Source organism: Janthinobacterium sp. 35 (genome assembly GCF_002754575.1).
Classification (GTDB): Bacteria; Pseudomonadota; Gammaproteobacteria; order Burkholderiales; family Burkholderiaceae_D; genus Janthinobacterium; species Janthinobacterium tructae.
The window spans coordinates 4187711-4207122 of record NZ_PEFN01000001.1 but is presented as its reverse complement, the minus strand read 5'-3'; the positions used below and the strand labels follow the sequence as shown (position 1 = coordinate 4207122).

The window sequence follows — 19412 nt, the reverse complement described above, 5'->3', positions numbered from 1 at the left end:
TACCGACGCGCAGTAGGTTTTGTCAGGTGCAATCATGCGGCCAGGCGCACACTTCCCCTGCAACCATCCATCAGGAACGATAGGCCCACGACCAGCACCAGTTCGCCTTCGGCCGAGCGAGCGGTACCGGTAATGCCTTCCACGGTGATGGCCGTCATCGGCTTGATCACCAGGTCGGCCGTACCGTCGACGGCTGCCACGGCGAGAATGTACGGCTGTGGCGCAGCGACAACAATGCCCACGCGTTCGCTGCACGCTTCGTAGCCCAGGGCGCCGGCCAGCGAGCGCACGGGCAATGGACGGCCCTGGTCTTTCAGCACGGGCGCGCCGCCCACTTCCATGAAGGTTTCCGGCAATTCGACGACGCGCTGCACCACCGCCATCGGCAGCGCCAGCGCGGCGCCCGAGGTGGACACCAGCATGGTCGGCACGATGGACAGCTCGATCGGCAGGCGGATGGCGAACTTGGTGCCCTTGCCCAGCGTCGACTCGATGTGGATGGCGCCGCGGTTCTTTTCCACGGCCGTCCTGACCACATCCATGCCCACGCCGCGCCCGGAGACGCTGGACGCCACTTCCTTGGTCGAGAAGCCCGGCAGGAACACCAGCTGGAAGCATTCGTCGTTGCTCAATTGCGCGTTTTCGCTGATCAATCCTTTTTGCAGGGCCTTGCTGCGCAGGAAGGCCGGGTCCATGCCCTTGCCATCATCCTGCAGCACGATCATGACACTGTTCGCTTCCTGCCAGGCTTTCAGCGAAATATACGATTTGGCGGGCTTGCCGGCGGCCAGGCGCGCTTCCGGCGATTCGACGCCATGGTCGAGCGAATTGCGCAGCATGTGCACCAGCGGATCGTACAGGCTGTCGACCACCACGCGGTCGACTTCCGTTTCCGCGCCCTCGATGGTCAGCTCGACATCCTTGCCCAGGTCTTTCGCCAGTTCGCGCACCAGGCGCGGGAATTTCTGGAACAATCGGCCCACGGGCTGCATGCGCGTGGCCAAGGTGGCCCGCTGCAGTTCCGTCGAGTAGCGCGACGCGCGTTCCAGGGTTTCCGCCAGGGTCGCCATCAGGGTGGCGGCCTGGCCTTCGAATTTGAATTGCAGCAAGCGCTCAAGCAGCACGGCAGCCTGGTTGGCAGCCTGCACCGACTCGCCGGCCACTTCCAGCAGCGCGTCGAGCTTGACGGCGTCGACGCGGATGCTGTCTTCCTTGACGGGAGCGGCATGGCGTACTTCCGGACGATCTTCGCGGCGTTCCGCGCCATCCCAGGCCTTGCCGGCCGGCTTGGCAGCAGCAGTAGCAGTAGCAGCGGCAGGCGCGGCGGCTACGACGGCAGGCACAGCGGCGACGGCGGAGGCCGCTGCGGCGGCGATCTGGCTGCCCGCCGGCACGACGGCGTTATACATGCCTTCCCAGTCGAGGCCATCGGCGCTGACGGTGGAAACAGCGGCGGCTGGCGCCGCCACGACCACCTCGGCAACCACCACGGCGACTTCCGCCACCACGGCGGCGGCCGGCGCGTGTGCGTCCATGCCCTTGCCTTCGATGGCGTTCGTCAGGATGTGTTCCAGCTCTTCCGGCATGGCCGGCAAGGCTTCCGGCGCGGCACCGTTGGCCAGTTCCGTCAGCTGGTCGGCGACGAAACCGGACGCTTGCAGCGCCGCCTCGATGGCGATCGGGGTCACCGGCGCGGCGCCCGTACGCAGGGCGTCGAACAGATTTTCCGTCAGATGGCAGGCCGCCACCAGTGCAGGCAGGCCCATGAAGCCGGCGCCACCCTTGATGGTGTGGAAGGAACGAAACACGGCATTCAGTGTTTCCTTGTTGTCAGGATCACGCTCGAGGCGCAATAAGTGCTCTTCAACATTAACCGCAAGATCCATCGCCTCAACGACGAAATCCTTGAGCATATCGTCCATTAGAATCCCAAATCCGCAAGAAGGTCGTCTACATTATCCTGGTCCAGTGCCACCGACGGCACGGATGGGCCCTGCATCAGCGGCACCGGCTTTTGCGCCAGTTTTTCGCGCACTTCGGCCGGCGCGTTGTCGCGCAGCAGCTGAGCCAGCTCGTGCTCCACCGTCTTGGTGATGTTGACCACTTTTTTGATCAGCTGGCCCGTGATGTCCTGGAAGTCCTGCGCCATCATGATTTCCAGCAAGCGCGCTTTTTCCGCTTCCGTTGCCTCGGCAACAGCTTGCGCGAACTGGCGCGAATCGCCGGCCAGGGCCTTGAACTCTTCCAGGCTCAGCTTGCCATCAAACAGCGCCGTCCAGCGGCTGTCCATGTCCTTGGCTTTCTTCGACAGCACATCTTGCGCCGGCATGCCTTCGTCGAGCGTATTCAGGACCTTGTTGGCGGCCTGTTCCGTCAGGGTGGCGACATATTCCAGGCGGTCCTGTGCGTCGACGATCTGCGACGACGCTTCCGTCAACGCCTTGTCGTAGCCCAGTTCGCGCAGCGAATCATGCAGCAGGCGCACGATGCCGCCCAGGCGTTCGAACATCGGCTTGTCGGACTGGTCGACAGGATCGGCCGCTTCGCCGGGCACGCCTGCGGCTGTCGCAGGCGGCGCTTCCGGCGCGGCAGCGGCTGGCGCTTCCGCTGCGGCTGGCGGCACGGCGGCGCTGGCCGACACGGAGTCGAACAGCGCGTCAAAATCGTCGTCCGCGATCACGGCTGCGGGCGCTGCGGCAGGCGCGGGCTTGGGAGCGGCCGCACTTTGCGCAGATACTTCATCGAATAATGCATCGAAATCATCAGCGGCGTTGGTCATATCCCTGCTTCTCCATAATTTGTCAAAATTCCGCCTGAACTGTGCGTTTTACAGACTGATACCCACAATTTCTCGATTAAGATGATTTGAGGCAATACCGCTGCGATGGTGCGAGTGTAGCAGGGCGCCGCCCTGTTGGTAAATCTCAAAACGCGCTTCCTGGTGTAAAGCTGGCCCACAAGAGCTTTTCCGTGAGGAAATAAGTGTTCCTGCTGTTGTATTTTGAAATACTACCATTGGCATGCGTGCAAGAGCACGCGGCGCACAAGAAATCCTGCTCGCGGGCGGCTGCGCAACAGTGTTCATGCCTGGCGTTGCGGCTAAAACACGATCTTTCTGCCAATGTTGTCTATACTGAAGGTGCAATAGTATTGATAATTATCAAGTCTTTACATGAATACCATGCTGCTGCCGCGCCTACAATAAGGGGCGTTGCACGCGCTGAGTCACCGCCAAAGGACCTGCCATGTATAAGAAAATTCTGATCGCCACGGACGGCTCCACCGTCTCCAACCTGACGGCCTGTGCCGGCGTTGCCTTTGCCGAACAGATGCAAGCCGACATCCTTGCCGTGTACGTGGCGCCCGAGTACCAGTACCCGGTGTACATCGAAATCATTCCACCGAGCTATCCCAGCGAAGAGGAGTACCGCATCGCCATGCGCAAGGCGGGCGCCGACCACTGGCAGCCGATCCTCGACGCGGCCGCCAAGCGGGGCCTGGAAGCGACGGGCCTGACGGCCTTTTCCGACAGCCCGGCCCTGAAAATCGTGGAAGTGGCGCAATTGCAGCACTGCGACCTGATCTTCATGGGCTCGCATGGCCGCAGCGGCTGGGGGCAATTGCTGCTCGGCAGCGTGACCAACAAAGTACTGTCGCACTCTAAATTGCCAGTGCTCGTGCATAGGCTGATCAAGGAACCCCCGTCAAAATAAGGGGTCACATGGCCACGCAGGCCGCCGCATCGCGCTGCGCGGGTAAAAGGCAACACTACGGCCTTTTCAGTTAAAATGACAACGTTTCTCGTTTCTTAACACCTGGCCGGCCGCCACGAAACGGCCAGGACACCTTACACGCTTCCAGATTGCGCGCCTATGATACGTATTGTGATTGCCGACGACCACACCATCATGCGGGAAGGATTGAAGCGCATCCTTGACGGCGCGCCGGACATCGACATCGTGGGCGAAGCCATCGACGGCTTTGAGGTACTCAACCACGTGCGCCAGGGTGGCTTCGACCTGTTGCTGCTCGACCTGTCGATGCCGGGCCGCAGCGGCGTCGACCTGATCCGGCAAATCCGCAGCGAGGCGCCCAAGCTGGCCATCCTGATCCTCACCATGCACGAGGAAGAGCAATATGCGGTGCGCGCCATCCGCGCCGGCGCGCAAGGCTATCTGACCAAGGAAAGCGCGGGCACCCAGCTGGTGGGCGCCATCCACAAGGTGGCGTCGGGCCGCCCCTACATCAGCGCCGAGGTGGCAGAGCAGCTTGTGCTCAACATCATGATGCCGAATGAAAGCTTGCTGCACAAACAGCTGTCGGACCGCGAGTTCGAAGTCTTTTCCCTGCTGGTGGCAGGCAAGTCGATCACGGAAATCGCCAACAATCTGCACCTGAGCGTGAAAACTGTGAGTACGCACAAGACGCGCATCATGCAAAAGATGGGCATGAGTTCGCTGTCGGAAATGGTGCAGTATGCCGTGGCACACCGCCTGCTTTCCCCCTTCAAGACCTGAGCGGCCCGCGCGCGCCGCCGTAGGAACAATCCTACATCAACTGCCATAGCTCCTACTGCCATATTCAGCCACTGCTGATATGAATTGCATACGGTTGTTGGCATACTGAAACCAGTCATCAAGTTGCTGGGAAGTTATTTCATCACACAGCAAGTCTTCAGCGCATTGAGATTTACCCGCCTGGACGCGCGCCGCCCCATCCTTGCCCGCCGCCCTGTGCACCTTGTCATTCAACTCTGCACTACCTGTCACCAGGAGATGAACATGCTGTCCACGCAAACGCCTGAAACCCGCGCTGCCGCGCCATCGCTGCCCCCCTCCTCTCCGATGGAAGCGGGGCGCCAGCGCCAGGGGCGGCTATGGTCGAACCTGAAGGAGGTGTGCGACCTGCTGCATATCTCCAGCGCCTGCACCATCGCCGCCGATGAACTGCTGTTCCAGCACGTGCAATTCAAGACGGGCCAGCGCGTGCACACCATCGGCCAACCGTTCGACACCCTGTACATCGTCAATTCGGGCTTCCTGAAAACCGTGCTCATCGATGAATTCGGCAATGAGCAGGTACTCAGTTTTCCCATGAAGGGCGACATGCTGGGCGTCGACGGCATCCACTCGCGCCATTACTCCTCGGAAGCGGTGGCCCTGTCCGACTGCGACCTGATCCTGCTGCCGTTCAAGAAGCTGACGGCGCTGGGCCGCGTGCACCTGGAACTGGAAAACGTCATGTACGGCGTGATGAGCCGCGAACTGGTGCGCGAGCAAGCCATGATCGGCATGCTCGGCGCCCTCAGCGCCGAAGCCCGCGTGGCGCGCTTCCTCGTCTCGCTGGCCGACCGCTTCGCGCAGATGGGCTACTCGAGCAAGCTGTTCAACCTGCGCATGACGCGCCATGAAATCGGCAGCTACCTGGGCCTGACCCTGGAAACGGTCAGCCGCACCCTGTCTGCCTTCAATGAAATCGGCCTGATCTCGGTCGACCAGCGCACCATCGGCATCAAGGACCCTGACGCCCTGAAAACCCTGCGCCGCCTGCCGCCCTCGCGCTCGCGCGCCAAGCAGCTGGCCGCCGCCAAGCTCAAGGCCGACACCACGGCGGCCGCCACCGCCTCGGCGCAATTGCTGGCCACGATATAACGCCAGCCGATTCACGCCAGCCGATTCACGCCAGCCGATTCCTTCAAGCTTGGCACAGGCTTGACCCGGTCAAGGCACACCGCCTTGCCGGGTCTTTTTTGCTGTCCACCCCTTCTCCCGCCCGCTGGCGCCACCGCGCGCCACGCCCACGGCACGCCCCTCCCCGGCAGTCAAAAAAAAGCCTGCATCGGGCACAAATAAGCCTTGCTTTTCGGGCCACATTCAACAATAATGCAAATACGAATCATTCTCAACTGAGACAAAGAAAGCCCAACATGCACAGCTCAAAACCAGCCTTGATCCAGGATGCCGCTACTGCCCACGTCCGTCCTCCCGTCAGCATGGCCCAGCCGGCGCGCCGCATCACCAGCGAAGCCCTGCTGCAGCAGGGCCGCGAAGTGGAAATTGAGCACAGCGGCAAGATCTATCGCCTGCGCGTCACCCAATTGAACAAGCTGATCCTGACTGCCTGAAGCAGCACGGCAGCCAGTCACCACACTCGCCAGCCAGTCGCGCCGCGTGCGCGCAGCCAGCCAAACCACCCGCACAGGAGTGTTTGATGGCGAACGACCGACCTTCCCCGATGTTTCCTTCCCCGCAAGGCCAGCAGCCTGAATTGCTGCTGTCGGCCGTGCTGCACCTGATGTCGCACTACCATGCGGGTAGTCCCTGCGAGAAACTGGCGGGCGTCATCGAACGCCACCTGCAAGTGCTGTCCAGTTCGCCCGGCCTGGGTCCCGTGTTGCAAGCGACCTGCCAGCAACTGTCGCAGCAATGGGCCGCCCTGGTGGCGCTGCACCGGCCTGCGCCGCCGAAGACCACCTGGTTCGAGCGCCTGCTACGCCTGCTGAGCGCCAGGCGCCCTGCCTCGCCCCTGCCGCAATAATTTCTCTTCAACACCTCTCACTCCCCAACAGGATATCGCCATGTGTGACAAAGACCAGTCCCTGCCCGTGATCAGCAATTGTTCCAGCGGCGAGGCCGAAACGGCCGCACTCGCTTCGCGCCGCCGCCGGCTGTGGGAACTGTCGCACACCTGCCATTGTCCGCTGGTCGGCGTGGGTTTGCCATTGGGCTACCTGCGCAAGCTGGTGAGCAAGATGACGGGCGGACGCGTGCTGGCCGACGACTACGAAGTGCATGTGGGCGCCGTGACGGAATGCGGGGTGCGCAACCGCCTGTCCGAAGCCCTGCAAAAGGAACTCGAACGCCGCTACGCTCCCGTCATCCTGCGCTTTCGCGGCGCCAAGACCACGGAGCAGGTAGCGCAACTGTGGCGCACGGCCGTCGCCAACGGCGACGTGTCGGGCGCCTTCTGGGCCGGCCTGACGCACCCGCGCTGCGACGCCGAGCTGGAAGAGCAGATGTGCCGCGACTTGCACATGATCCAGCACCAGGCCGGCGCCTGCGTGCGCGCCGACATGGGAAAATTTACCGCCTTGCAGGAAGAAAATGCGCGCCTGACGCACGAACTGGCCAAGCTGCAACAGCGCAGCCAGGCCATGCTGATGGAAAAGACGGGCGAACTGGAACGTCAGGAAGCCGTGCTGCTGCGCACGCGGGCCGAATCGATTGGCAAGGATAGCGTCATCGATGGCTTGCGCTGTGAGCTGGCGCAATTGCAGGCCGCCATCCCGGCACTGGAATCGCGCACGCGCCTGGTCGAACGCCTGGCGCAAATGGATGAGCGCGAAAAAGAATTACGCCAGCAAATCGCGGAATTGAAGCAGGCCCAGCCACGTCCAAGCGCCGCCGTGCCGCCACCGGCGCCGAAGCTGGAAGTGCCGACGGGCGGCAAGCTGAAAATGCCGATCCGCCTGGTCGATCAAAGCGTCTTGTGCGTGGGCGGGCGCAGCGGCAATGTCGCCACCTACCGCGCCCTGATCGAGCGGGTCGGCGCGCAGTTCGCCCACCACGACGGCGGCCTGGAAGACAATGCCAACCTGCTCGATTCGAGCCTGGCGGCGGCCGACCTGGTGATTTGCCAGACGGGCTGCATCAGCCACAGCGCCTACTGGCGCGTCAAGGATTATTGCAAGCGCACGGGCAAGCGCTGCGTCTTCATCGACAACCCCAGCATTTCCAGCCTGGCGCGCGGTCTGCAGGAAGTGAGCGGCGAGATGGACACGGCGCCGCTGGCCGCGCTCCAGCCGTAAGCAGCCCGTCTGTATTAATACACGTCGCGCCGGTAGCGCCCTTCGGCTGCCAGCGCGTCGAGCGCGGGCCGGCCCAGCATCTCCTGCAGGGCCTGGTCGACGCCGCCGGCCATGCCGGCCAGGCTGCCGCAAATGTAGATGGCCGCGCCCTGCTCCAGCCACAATGTGATTTCATCGGCATTGCCGCGCAGGCGGTCTTGCACGTAGGTGCGCTCGGCCTGGTCGCGTGAAAACGCCAGGTCCAGGCGCGGTAAATCGCCGCTGGCGTGCCAGCCTTCAATTTCTTCGCGATAATGGAAATCGTGGGCCGCGTTGCGCTCGCCAAAGATCAGCCAGTTGCGCCGCTGCCCTGCCAGCACGCGGCTTTTCAAATGCCCGCGCAAACCGGCGATGCCGCTGCCGTTGCCGATCAAAATCAACGGCCGCTGGGCATTGTCTTCCAGGCGAAAGCGTTTGTGCTGGCGCAGGCGCAGTTGCACCACGTCACCGACAGACGCCTGCGCCGTGAGCCAGCCCGAGGCCAGGCCCAGGCTGCCGTCGGGATGCGCATGCCGGCGCACCAGCAAATGCACGCTGCCATCGCGCGGAATCGAGGCGATCGAATATTCGCGCGGTTGCGATGGGTCGGCCGGCGCGGCCACTTGCACCAGGTCGCCCGACTGCCAATCCGGCAAACTGCCTGACACGGGCGCCAGTTCCACATGATAGATGGCGCCACCGGCGCTGCCCGGATTGAGCAGCTGCCTTTGCGTCAAACGCCAGTCGCCGAAGGCGGGGGCGCTCCAGTCTGGCGCGTCGCTGGTGCCGGCCAGGTGGCTCAGGTGCTGGAACCATTGTTCGATGGCGGCGCTGGCGCTGCGGTCGACCTCGATGCGTTGAAACAGGCGCGAGGCGCCCTGCGTAGCCAGCCAGGCATCGAGCGCGCGGCCGAAGCCGCAAAACTGGCCATAGCTGCGGTCGCCCAGGGCCAGCACGGCGTAATGCAATTGCGGCAGCGCCAGTTCGCCCGTCATCAATCGGCCCATGAAGGCGGCCGCATTGTCGGGCGCATCGCCTTCGCCATACGTGCTGACCAGGAACAAGGCCCGTTCCGCTTGTTGCAGATCCATGGCCGTGAGTTCGGCCAGCGCGCACAGGCGCACGGGGATGCCGGCCAGTTGCAGGCTCTGCGCCGTTTGCGTGGCCAGTTCCTCGGCATTGCCCGTCTGGCTCGCATACGCCACCAGCCAGGCCGGATTGTTGGCCAGCGCTGCCCTGGCGGCAGCGGACGCGCGGCGCTTGGCGCGTGCGCGCAGCCAGGGCGCCAGGCATACGCCCGCGTAGCTGAGGGACAAGGTGGCCAGCAAGGCCAGCCGCGTCGTATCGTGCGTAAAAATCATGGGAAATAACTGTTCATTCGTCGAGCATGGCCAGCATGTGGCTGCTCAGCGTTTCGTGGTAGCCATCGCCGTCGCGCCGCAGGAAGCGCGCGGCCAGGCCCTGCTCTTCGGCCAGCACCATGCCAGCGTCTGGTCCCAGCACCGTCAGGGCCGTCGACCAGGCGTCGGCCGCCATGCATTGCTCATGCACGACAGTGACGGAAGCGAGTTGATTAGCGATCGGCATGCCGCTGCGCGGATCGATCGTATGGGAAAAACGCACCGTGCCGTCCTGGAAAAAACGCCGGTAGTCGCCCGAGGTCGCTACGGACAAGCCATGCAGCGCCAGCAACATTTCCGGCGGATGCTTGGCATGATCGGCACTATCGGCCGCACCATCGACCTGTTCCAGCATCACCCACCACGGCTGGCCGTCGGGCTTGCTGCCGGCGCCGCGCAGCTCGCCGCCCACTTCGACCAGGTAATGGCCGATGCCCTGGCTATCCAGGTAGCGGGCCAGGCGGTCCACGCCATAGCCCTTGGCCACGGCCGAAAAATCGAGTTGCAAGCCACCGGGCTGGCGCGCGCGGCGGGCCGGCAAGTCCAGCTCCAGGCGGCGGCGCTGGCGCTGCGACAGCAGCAGCGCCAGCGTATCGTCTTTCGGCGGCAGGAAGCCCGGTTCATCGTAGCGATGGCTGGGACCGAAGCCCCACAGATTGACGAGGGCGCCCGCGCACGGGTCGTACGCGCCACCGGACGCTTGCGATACGTGCATGGCAAAGCCCAGCACCTCGCAAAACGCGGCGGGCAGGCTGTGCCAGCTGCCCGGCTCGGCTCGGTTGAAACGGCCCAGGTCGGACGCATCGCTCCAGTGGCTCATTTGCGCCACGACCAGGTCCAGCTGTTGCTGCAAGCCCTGCTGCAGGTCGGCGCTGCCGGCGCGTCCCGGCATGGCGGACTCGACCAGGCGCACCGACCAGCTGGTGCCCATCGTCAAGCCGCGCAAGTCCCGGATCGCGGCGCCGGGCGGCGCGACCTGATCGGAAATATGCTGCGGCAGCAGGACCCGGCGCATCGGCGAGCTCGTGAAGAGGCCGCCGCTTACTGCGGCAGCACTTCCACGGTAGCCGCGTACGTCATGCGGCGCTCGGGCATGGCTGGCGGCTGGCCGGCCACGGCCGGTGCGGCCGCTGGCCACGTGCTGCTCAGGTAATACATGCCGGCTGCCGGCACCGTAAACGTGATCTCGCCCTTGGCATCGGTGCTCTGGCGGATTTCACCGAGCACGCCACGGTAGCGCACGCCGCCTGGCACCAGGCTGAAGGCCTGGTTCGCCGCCGGCTTGCCGTCGACCAGGAAGCGCCAGGTGGCTTTCTCGCCCGCGCGCAAGTCGTTCGGGTGGGTCACTGGCACGAATTCCAGGCCCACGCCCGTCGGCTTGAACACTTCCATGCTGGTTTCGCCATTGCTGAAGAAAGTTTCCAGGCGGCTGGCCGTGCGCGTGACTTTCACGTCTTGCGCATCGGCCGGCATGTCTTTCTTGAAGGTTTCCTCGTTGCCACGGAAACGTTTCTGCTCGCCATTTTGCTTGTAGCTGGCCATCACGTTTTGCGACACGATGGCCGCCTTGTACGTGCCCGGCTTTTCCATTTTCACGTCGAAGACGCTGCGCAAGCGGCCCGTGACGGTGTTCGCCGGCGCCACTTTCGCGCCATCCGGACCGGTCACTTGCAGCGCGTCCAGGCGCAGCGGCTGGTGGTCGATCTCGAACAGGCCATCGGAGACGGCCGCGTCCACCGTCACCCAGGCGTCCTTGCTTTCCACCATCGTGCTCGATGGCACCATCCAGCCGCGGTGGGCGTGGGCGTTCATGGCCAGGCCGGCCAGCGCCAGGGCGATCAGGGGTTTATTGAATTGCTTGAACATGATGTGCGCCTTATGGTTTGAGTTGGACGACGACATTGCCGAGTTCTTCCTTGCCTTTGGCAGGCACGGACTGGGCCGACTTCAGCGGCCACTGGAACGGCACGCGCACCAGTTCGCGTCCACCCGCTTCGCGCGCCGCTTCCACCACCACCTGGTATTCGCCGGCCGGCAGCTTGTCGAGCAAGGCCTTGGCGCCGGGGAAAGTCAGCGTATGTTCGCCCGGCGCACGCGTGGCGCCGCTGACGCCGTCGACCGGCATGGCCAGGTCGCGACCGCTCTTGCGCCACCATTGACGCATGTCCTTCAGCCATTTCTCGCCTGCCTTGTCCTTCTTTTTCACGTCATACAGCACCGTCAGGTTGCCGACGACCTTTTGATCGGCCGTTTCCAGCCACGCCGCCACGTAGGGACGGTGGTACTCCGCCACGTTCAGTTGCGGAATCTCAATCTTGAGGGCCAGGTCGGCCGCCATCGCCGACGTACCGATCAGGGGAAGGCCAAGCGCCAGGGAGTAGCGTAATTTCATGGTGTGCCTGTAAAAAGGAAAAATAAAAACGATCAGTGAATAAACAGCAAGGCGATCGCGCAAGGTATCAAGATACCGAGGCCAACCATCGGCCAGGTAAATGGCCGGTTGGCCGCGTGGAACTTCAAAATCAATAGCCCCGTCAGGCAAAACACGATGCAGGCGCCGGCAAAAATGTCGATGAACCAGCTCCAGGCCACGCCCGTGTTGCGGCCCTTGTGGACATCGTTGAGCCAGGATACCCAGCCCCGGTCCGTCAATTCATATTCGGCAGCCCCGTCTTCCAGGCCGATGCGCACCCAGGCGTCACCGCCCGCCTTCGGCAACGGCAGGTAAACTTCGTCGACGCTCCATTCGGCGGGACGGCCACCCGCATTGAGCGACCATTGCTGCTTGAGCCAGGTCTCGGCGGCGGCCGGCATGGGTGCATTGGCGCCATCGTGACTGGCGGCATATGCGGCCAGTTGCGTGACCAGCGGGGCCGGCAATGTCGCCTGCTGGCGCGTAATCGCCGGCTTGGCCTCGATCTGGCCAGCGTGGTTCAGGGTGATGCCGGTGATAGCGAACAGAAACATACCCAGCAGGCAAAGCGCCGAGCTGATCCAGTGCCATTGATGCAAGTTCTTCAGCCAGACGGCGCGGCTGGCGTTGTTCTTGGCCTTGTCTGCGGCGCCCGCATTACCCATAGCTCGCTCCCGGCAAGCAGCGGGCCAGGTGGCGCGACAAGTCAGTGTGCTTCATTCCCATCCTTCAATCAAAGTGCATGCTGATATTTTCAAACAAATGATAATGATTATCATTTATTAAGTCAATACATGGAGCGCTCCGCCGGGCCAGCGTTTTGTAACAGCTTTGAAACAAAGCCGGCCTGCTACGTAAGCTGCCGTACAGAGCCGTTTGTCGCATCCGCCTATGCTGTTGTTCAGGACAACCAACAAGGGAGCACCCCATGCAAGCGTATTCCAGCGAACAACTGGCCAGCATCGCGGCCAGGATCAAGGACGTCAAATTCGGCATGCTGACCACCAGCGACGACATGCGCACTCTCTCCAGCCGGCCCCTGACGCAACAGCAGGTCGACAACGAAGGGCAGATCTGGTTCTTTGTCTCGGACGAGGCCGCCTACACGCGCGACTTGCTGAACAATCCGCAAGTCAATGTCAGCTTCGTCGACACGGGCGACAGCCTGTATGTGTCCGTCTGCGGCCATGCGCAGTTGCTGAGGGACCGCGCGAAGGCGGAGGAATTGTGGAATCCGCTGTTGAAAGCCTGGTTCCCGGGTGGACTCGACGATCCGAAGCTGTCGCTGATCAAGGTGACGATACAGTCGGCCGAGTACTGGGATAGCAGCGCCAGCAAGATGATGCAATTCTATGCCATGGCCAAGGCGGCCATCATGGGCGAGCCACCGAAAGACCTGGGCGAACATGGCCGGGTCGAGCTGTAACAGAGCTTTACTGATTGACACGCGCGCAGGCAGGCATGGCCAGCCAGCGTGCGCGAACACGCTTGACGGCTGACCCTGCGGGGATGCTTAGGCAAGCAAGACGGGCCGCTCAGACGCCCGTACTGCCCGTGGTGTCGGGCGCATCGTCAGCGCTCTGCCGGCTCTGGCCGGCGGAACCGGACTGATGATGGGGCAAGCGGTCGGCGCGCCGTACTTCGCCGATGGAAAACAGATCGTCGCCGATATCGAGACCCTGCTCGCTATCGACCAGCACAAAGTTCTCGGCCGACTCGGCCGTACTTTGCTTGTTGCCCGGCGTGGACGGCATGGACGGCGTGCCGCCCGGGCTATTGCCGGGCTGCGGCGTAGTGGAGTTACCCATCATCTTCCCCCTGATCGTAAGTGCGAGTCGATTGCAGATTGACTGCGGCTTGGCCGTCGCCGGCGCCGCTATTTCATCATAGTGCATGCCTGCTGCATTGCATCAAAATTTTGCGACTGGCCGGCGGCAATGCGTGATTCCCGCCGGCCAGACTTGCCTTGCTACGGCTTGCGCCTACTTGTTGCGTGAACCGGACGAGCCCGACCCTGAACTTGAACCTGAACCTGAGCCACCGCTTTGCTTGTTGCCACTGTCGCGGTTGCCCTCCTGGTTCATGCTGGCATTCTCACGCGAGCCGCTGGAGCTGGAGCTGGCGGCACTTTGCCGGCTGCCATCGTTCTTGTGGCTTTGGCTGCCTGCGCGGCGCGCTTCTTCCGACGTGAATTCATGGGCCGTGCCCTTTTCATGCGCCGCACGTCCGCCTTCGCTGGCGATTTCGCGCTGCTGGGCAGGGTCCATGGAAGCGAAGCCACGCTTGCTGGTATCGCTTTGCTTGTTGCCGCCGCTGCCGCTACTACCACTGCTGCTGCCGGCTTTACTACCTTGCTGTTTATTGTCGCTCGATGTGGCCATGATGATCTCCTTGATCGATGGAATCAGACACAATGCAAAAAACAATGCAAACCATGCAATTCTTGCCCCTCGCATGACAAGGGAACTCTCATCTTAGTGCGCACATGGGGCGCAAGAAATAGGAGGATGGCAAGAGCGCATGTAGGATGAGTCCCGCCCTTGGTGGCACAATTACTTTCAGTTTTCCACCAAAAGTACCAAACACTCATCAGTTAGCGGGCAGCAGGACAATCATTACTGCGCCTTGTGTGCTGTGAAACGCAGGGGAGGCGGCCGCGCATCCGGCGCACTGCCATGGGACAGGCGCCGCAGATGGCATGAATAACTCAGGAAGCGAACAGGATGGCCCAGAACAGCATCAGCAAGCCGGCAATCGACACACACCACACCAGTGTGCGCACGACGGGCACGCCAAACGCGTACAGGGGCAGATACAGCACGCGGGCGGCCAGGTACAGAGCGGCGCCGTACAGGGTCAGCGCGCTTTCCTGCGCCGTCACGTGGGCGATCAGCACGGCGGCGGCGAACAGGGGCAGGGTTTCAAACAAGTTCGCCTGAGCCCGCTGCAAGCGGCCCGTGATCTTGCCCACGGGCGGCCCGTCGCCGTCGCGCGCGCTGACGTTATACGCCGTGCCCGTTTCGCGCGTGCGAAACAACGCAGGCAGCAGGATTTGCACCAGCGCCAGCACCAAGGTGCAGCCCAGCATGGTCAGTTCAGGAGTCATCTTTACCTCTGCGGATGGGATAGGCAAGCCGTGCCGGCGCGTGCCCGTCAGGGTTGGTCGAGTGCTGCTTGTAATTCCGTCAAATCATACGGCTTGCGCAAGACACTGGCGGAAAAGCCCAGTTCATCCATCGATTCCTTGCCATAGCCGGTGGAAAAGATGATGCGCATGCCCGGTTTCTCGCGCAGCACCATGCGTGCCAGCGCGATGCCGGACATGCCGGGCAGGCTGACATCGGTAAACAGGATATCGAAGTCTTGCTCGTTGAGCAATTTCCACGCCGCCTCGCCATCGGACACGCCGCTGACCGTGTGGCCCAGCATGCCCACCAGCTCGCACACCATCAGCTGGGAATCGAGATTGTCTTCCACCACGAGTATCTTCATCGATGTCGGCATATCCCCCTGCGGTTCGGGCGCATGGCCAGTCAGATCCAGCCCCGGCGTACCGCTTCCCAGCACGCTGGCCGCCGTGCTGCCGCTTGCCGGAGAGCCGGCCACCGGCGCGCCGGAGCGTTCAAACTGGCGCGCGCGCATTTGCTGCTGGCGGTTGGCCAGCACATGGCGCAGCTTGCGCGCCAGCTCTTCGCGCCGGTACGGCTTGCTGAGCAATTCCACGCCCGCGTCGAGCCTGCCCTCGTGCACGATCACATCCTGCGCGTAGCCCGAGGTAAACAACACGGCGATATCGGGCTGCAATTCACGCGCCTGGCGCGCCATCTCCGTGCTGCTGACGGGACCTGGCATGATCACGTCCGTAAACAGCAAGTCGATCTGCGCGCCACTGTGCAGCACGGCCAGCGCGCTTTCGCCATCTTCCGCCTTGAGCACCGTATAGCCGAGAGCACCGAGCATGTCGACCACGGTGGTGCGCACGCCCACGTCGTCTTCCACCACCAGTACGGTTTCCGTGCCGCCCGTGACGACACCGCTCAACTCCAGCTCCTCGTCCGCTTCGGCCATCAGGGAACGGGGCAAATAGATTTTGACTCCCGTGCCCACACCAGGCTCACTGTAGATGCGGATATGGCCGCGGCTTTGCGTGACGAAACCATACGCCATCGACAGGCCCAGGCCCGTGCCCGCGCCTTCCGGCTTGGTGGTGAAAAACGGCTCGAACGCACGCTGCAGCACGGGGCCGCTCATGCCGCGGCCCGTATCCGTCACCGACAGCATCACATACTGCCCCGCCGGCACATCGACCAGCTTGTGCACATACTGTTCGTCGAGCACGACATTGCCCAGCTCGATGGTCAGCTTGCCCGCGCCATCCATGGCGTCGCGCGCATTGATGGCCAGGTTCAGGATGACGTTCTCGATCTGGCTGCGGTCGACCAGGGTATTCCACAGCCCGCCGCCGCCCACCAGCACGATGTCGATCGCTTCGCCTATGGCGCGCCGCAGCAGCGCATCCATATTGCGCACCACGCGGGCCAGGTCGGCCACCACGGGTTTCAACGGTTGACGCCGCGCAAACGCCAGCAGGTGCGACGACAGCTTGGCGCCGCGCTCGACGGCGGCAATCGCCGTGTCCAGGCGCTGGCGCATGAGGCCATCCGAGCCCGTCAGGTGGTGCAGCAAATGCAAATTGCCGGAGATGATTTGCAGCACGTTGTTGAAGTCGTGCGCGATGCCGCCCGTCAGCTGGCCCACGGCTTCCATCTTTTGCGCCTGGCGCAAGGCGTCTTCGGCCTTGGTGCGCTCAGCCACTTCCTGTTCGACACGGTGTTCCAGCGTTTCGTTCAATTCATGCAGCGCTTTTTCCACGCGGCGCCGGTCCGTGATATCGGTCTTGACGGCGATCAGGGAACGCGTATGCCCCTGCTCATCGACCAGACGGCTGACATTGCTCGACACCCACACCTGCGAGCCGTCGGGCTTCAAATAGCGTTTTTCCAGCGAGAAAGACTCGCCTGTTTCCACCAGGCGCCGGAACAGTACGCTGTTGCCGGGCACATCCGCCGGATGCATGATGTCGTTCATGTTCAGGCTCAGCAGCTCTTCGGCCGAGCGGCCCAGCATGCGGCACAAGGCCCCGTTGACCCTCTGGAAACGGCCATCGAGGCCAAGCTCGGACAAGCCCACGGAGGCCTGGCCGAAAATGGCCGCCATGCGCTCCTGGCTGGCGTTGAGTTCATCCTCGATCTGGCGCCGCTCCGTCACGTCGAACGACACGCCCACGTAGCGGCGCTGGCCCGGCATGCGGCCGGCCACCACCTCGCCCTGGCGCGCAATCCAGCGCAGCGCACCGTCGGCAGGGCGGCGGATGCGGTATTCCACGTATTCGAGGGGATTGGGCGTCAGGTCCAGCTTGCTCGGTCCGACCTTTTGCTGGTCGCGCGCATCGACCAGGCTCACCAGCAGGCGTTCCGTCACCTCCTCCTCGTCGGCAAGACCCCACAGGCGGCGGAAGGTAGGCGACACCAGCATCGCGCCCGTCTCCGGGAACCATTCGAAGGTGCCGATACCGCCCGCCTGCTGGGCCAGGCGCAAGCGTTCCTCGCCTTCCATGCGCTCGGTGACATCGATGCCCTCGACGAGGATGCCCGTGACCACGCCCTCGTCATCCTTGATGGGCTGGTAGACGAAATCGATCTGGCGCTGGCCCGTCTGCCCATCCGCCGTCTGCAAATCCACTTTGACCTGGCGCCCCTCGTAAGGTTCGCCCGTGCGGTAGACCTGGTCGAGCAGTTCGATGAAGCCTTGTTGCTTGACTTCAGGCAAGGCCGATTCCACGGTTTCCCCCAGCAGCGCCAATTCGGGGCGTCCCACCAGGCGCAGATAATGTTCATTCGCCAGCTCGAACACATGCTGCGGCCCGCGCAGCAGGGCCATGAAGCTGGGCGCCTGCTGGAACAGGGCGCGCAGCAGCGCGCGCTCCTCGCCCAGGCGGCGGTTGGCCGCGCGCACGGCCTCGCTCTCGGCCTGCAAGGTGGTGTTGAGTTGGCCCAGCTCGGCCGTGGCCAGCTTCAGCTGGCGCCCCTCTTCCATGCGCGCCGTCAATTCCAGCGCCGTGCACAGCACGCCGTCCACCTGGCCGTCGGCGCCATGCACGGGCGCATAAAACAGGTCGAAGCAAACATCCGTCGGTTTTCCATCACGCAACAGCGGCAAACAGCGCTCGCGGTGCACCTGCGTCTCGCCGCGCAATCCCGCTGCGAGGATGCGCGCGTTCCAGTCCCAGATTTCGGGCCAGACGGCGGGTACCGTGCCGCCCAGCGCCGCCGGATGGCGCGCGCCGGCGATCGGAATGTAGTCGTCGTTGTAAATCATGACGTGCTGCGGGCCCCACATCAGCACCATCGCCATCGGCGAATTGAGCATGATGTCGACGCTGGTGCGCAAATGGGCGGGCCAGCCTTCGAGTGCGCCCAGGCTAGTGGCGCACCAGTCATGCTGGCGCACCAGTTCGCCCATGCTGCCGCCGCCGGACGGCCAGGCTGGCGCGCGCATGTCGCCGCTCATGTGGCCAGTCCCGCTTGCACGCGCACCTGGCACTGGCGCGGGATGCGCACCGTCGCCAGCGTGCCCTGCGTGGCCGTCGAACTGATCTCTACCGTACCGCCGTGGGCCTTGACGAACATGTTCACCGTGTACAGGCCCAGTCCCAGGCCCTGCCCCGTCCGGCGCTTCTCGCCCGCTTGCTGGAACGGCTCGAACAGGGTCGGCAGCAAGGCAGCGGGAATCACGCCACGGTTAGCGATGCGCAACTCAATGCAGTCGGCGGCGCGCCCGTCGAGGGACAGTTGCACCGGCTTGCCCGCCTCGCCATGCGTGATGGCATTGCACAAGAGATTCGAGATGACTTGCGACAGCAAACCCGCATCGCATTGCACGTGCAGCTCGCCGACACTGCTGACTTCGACCAGCGGGGCCTGGCCGGCCGTCTCGCATTCCTCGACGATGGCGCGCGCCAGCGCCAGGTAGTCGTGCGTGCTGGTGCGCAACTCCATCGTGCCGGAACGGATGCGCGCCAGGTCCAGCAGTTGGTCGACCATGCGCGCCATGCGCTTGGCGCTGCTTTCGATGCGCTGCGCCGTGACGATCACCTTCGGGTGGTCGCTCATCATCGGCAACAGCATGGCGCCGTTCATCACCACCGACAGGGGCGTGCGCAAGTCATGGCCGAGCACGGCCGTGAACAGTTCATTGAGGTGCAGCGCATGCTTGAGCTCGTCGAGCTGGGCCGACAGTTCACGCTTTTGCTGGAACAGCTGCACCAGCACCGCCACCTTGCTTTGCAAGGCTTTCACGTCGATAGGCTTGTACAGGAAATCGACGGCGCCCGCCTCGTAGCCACGGAAGCTGTAGCTGGGCTCGCGCGACGCGGCCGTGAGGAAAATCAGGGGGATGCCGCGCGTGCGTTCGCTGCCGCGCATCAGTTCGGCCAATTCAAAACCGTCCATCTGCGGCATTTGCACGTCGATCAGGGCGAGGGCGACTTCATGCGTCAACAGCAGTTCCAGCGCTTGCGCGCCCGAACTTGCTTTCAGGATCACAATACCGGGCCGCGCCAGCACGGCTTCGGCGGCGACCAGGTTTTGCGCGATGTCGTCAACGACGAGGATATGGATAGGAGCGGTCACGGAATCATCTTCAGGCATCGCAACGGCAAGATGCCATCGTGTTTCGATATGAACATCAACATTGTTTCAATTCTCACATATAT

The 19412-nt window shown here is 63.3% G+C and carries 19 protein-coding genes; 7 read left to right on the top strand and 12 right to left on the bottom strand.

Annotated features, from left to right (window positions below; all coding sequences use genetic code 11):
• Window positions 1–32: 32 nt before the first annotated feature.
• The gene (locus CLU93_RS18755) at window positions 33–1922 is read right to left on the bottom strand and encodes a chemotaxis protein CheA (protein WP_099762845.1); all 1890 of its coding nucleotides are present in this window, start codon (window positions 1920–1922) and stop codon (window positions 33–35) included.
• Window positions 1922–2779, bottom strand: a complete 858-nt coding sequence (locus CLU93_RS18750; protein ID WP_099762844.1) for a protein phosphatase CheZ — start codon at window positions 2777–2779, stop codon at window positions 1922–1924. The genes CLU93_RS18755 and CLU93_RS18750 overlap by 1 nt, the downstream gene beginning before the upstream one ends.
• Window positions 2780–3245: 466 nt before the next feature.
• Between CLU93_RS18750 and CLU93_RS18745 the strand changes: the two genes are divergently transcribed.
• The 6 genes from CLU93_RS18745 to CLU93_RS18720 all read left to right on the top strand — a co-directional run bounded on the left by CLU93_RS18745 (window position 3246) and on the right by CLU93_RS18720 (window position 7807).
• Entirely contained in the window at window positions 3246–3713 is a 468-nt protein-coding gene (locus CLU93_RS18745) for a universal stress protein (protein WP_071076092.1), read from the top strand.
• Between the two features lie 159 nt (window positions 3714–3872).
• Window positions 3873–4517 (top strand): response regulator, encoded by a 645-nt coding sequence (locus tag CLU93_RS18740; protein WP_034750556.1) that lies wholly within the window; start codon window positions 3873–3875, stop codon window positions 4515–4517.
• A gap of 327 nt (window positions 4518–4844) precedes the next feature.
• Window positions 4845–5651, top strand: coding sequence for a Crp/Fnr family transcriptional regulator (locus CLU93_RS18735; RefSeq protein ID WP_034750901.1), 807 nt, complete (start codon window positions 4845–4847; stop codon window positions 5649–5651).
• 275 nt (window positions 5652–5926) lie between these two features.
• Window positions 5927–6124 carry a hemin uptake protein HemP gene (gene hemP / locus CLU93_RS18730; RefSeq protein WP_071076091.1) on the top strand — a complete coding sequence of 66 codons (198 nt, stop codon included), beginning with the start codon at window positions 5927–5929 and terminating at the stop codon, window positions 6122–6124.
• Window positions 6125–6210: 86 nt separating this feature from the next.
• Window positions 6211–6537 (top strand): hypothetical protein, encoded by a 327-nt coding sequence (locus CLU93_RS18725; protein WP_099762843.1) that lies wholly within the window; start codon window positions 6211–6213, stop codon window positions 6535–6537.
• Window positions 6538–6577: 40 nt separating this feature from the next.
• Window positions 6578–7807: a DUF2325 domain-containing protein gene (locus CLU93_RS18720; protein WP_099762842.1), complete on the top strand. Its 1230-nt coding sequence runs from the start codon at window positions 6578–6580 to the stop codon at window positions 7805–7807.
• Window positions 7808–7821: 14 nt separating this feature from the next.
• On the opposite strand, the gene CLU93_RS18715 is transcribed toward CLU93_RS18720, so the two are convergent.
• The 5 genes from CLU93_RS18715 to CLU93_RS18695 are packed head-to-tail and all read right to left on the bottom strand — an operon-like array spanning window position 7822 to window position 12303.
• Window positions 7822–9186 (bottom strand): sulfite reductase subunit alpha, encoded by a 1365-nt coding sequence (locus CLU93_RS18715; protein ID WP_099762841.1) that lies wholly within the window; start codon window positions 9184–9186, stop codon window positions 7822–7824.
• A gap of 13 nt (window positions 9187–9199) precedes the next feature.
• On the bottom strand, window positions 9200–10240 hold the full coding sequence (locus CLU93_RS18710; protein ID WP_099762840.1) for an FAD:protein FMN transferase: 1041 nt from the start codon (window positions 10238–10240) through the stop codon (window positions 9200–9202).
• A 26-nt stretch (window positions 10241–10266) separates the two neighbouring features.
• Complete coding sequence (locus CLU93_RS18705) at window positions 10267–11091, bottom strand: DUF4198 domain-containing protein (RefSeq protein ID WP_099762839.1); 825 nt, start codon at window positions 11089–11091, stop codon at window positions 10267–10269.
• A 10-nt stretch (window positions 11092–11101) separates the two neighbouring features.
• Window positions 11102–11617 (bottom strand): DUF2271 domain-containing protein, encoded by a 516-nt coding sequence (locus CLU93_RS18700; RefSeq protein ID WP_034783417.1) that lies wholly within the window; start codon window positions 11615–11617, stop codon window positions 11102–11104.
• 32 nt (window positions 11618–11649) lie between these two features.
• Complete coding sequence (locus CLU93_RS18695) at window positions 11650–12303, bottom strand: PepSY-associated TM helix domain-containing protein (protein ID WP_099762838.1); 654 nt, start codon at window positions 12301–12303, stop codon at window positions 11650–11652.
• A 263-nt stretch (window positions 12304–12566) separates the two neighbouring features.
• Here CLU93_RS18695 and CLU93_RS18690 point away from each other — a divergent pair, with 263 nt between their 5' ends.
• Window positions 12567–13064, top strand: coding sequence for a pyridoxamine 5'-phosphate oxidase family protein (locus CLU93_RS18690; protein ID WP_099762837.1), 498 nt, complete (start codon window positions 12567–12569; stop codon window positions 13062–13064).
• Between the two features lie 109 nt (window positions 13065–13173).
• On the opposite strand, the gene CLU93_RS18685 is transcribed toward CLU93_RS18690, so the two are convergent.
• From CLU93_RS18685 to CLU93_RS18665, 5 genes are all read right to left on the bottom strand, one after another.
• A complete protein-coding gene (locus CLU93_RS18685; RefSeq protein WP_099762836.1) occupies window positions 13174–13449 on the bottom strand; it encodes a hypothetical protein in 276 nt (91 codons plus the stop codon).
• A gap of 171 nt (window positions 13450–13620) precedes the next feature.
• Window positions 13621–14019: a KGG domain-containing protein gene (locus CLU93_RS18680; RefSeq protein WP_099764472.1), complete on the bottom strand. Its 399-nt coding sequence runs from the start codon at window positions 14017–14019 to the stop codon at window positions 13621–13623.
• Window positions 14020–14345: 326 nt separating this feature from the next.
• Window positions 14346–14744, bottom strand: a complete 399-nt coding sequence (locus CLU93_RS18675; protein WP_099762835.1) for an MAPEG family protein — start codon at window positions 14742–14744, stop codon at window positions 14346–14348.
• Window positions 14745–14791: 47 nt separating this feature from the next.
• Window positions 14792–18208 (bottom strand): hybrid sensor histidine kinase/response regulator, encoded by a 3417-nt coding sequence (locus CLU93_RS18670; RefSeq protein WP_257225013.1) that lies wholly within the window; start codon window positions 18206–18208, stop codon window positions 14792–14794.
• The gene (locus CLU93_RS18665; protein ID WP_099764470.1) at window positions 18205–19329 is read right to left on the bottom strand and encodes a hybrid sensor histidine kinase/response regulator; all 1125 of its coding nucleotides are present in this window, start codon (window positions 19327–19329) and stop codon (window positions 18205–18207) included. The genes CLU93_RS18670 and CLU93_RS18665 overlap by 4 nt, the downstream gene beginning before the upstream one ends.
• Window positions 19330–19412: the final 83 nt, after the last annotated feature.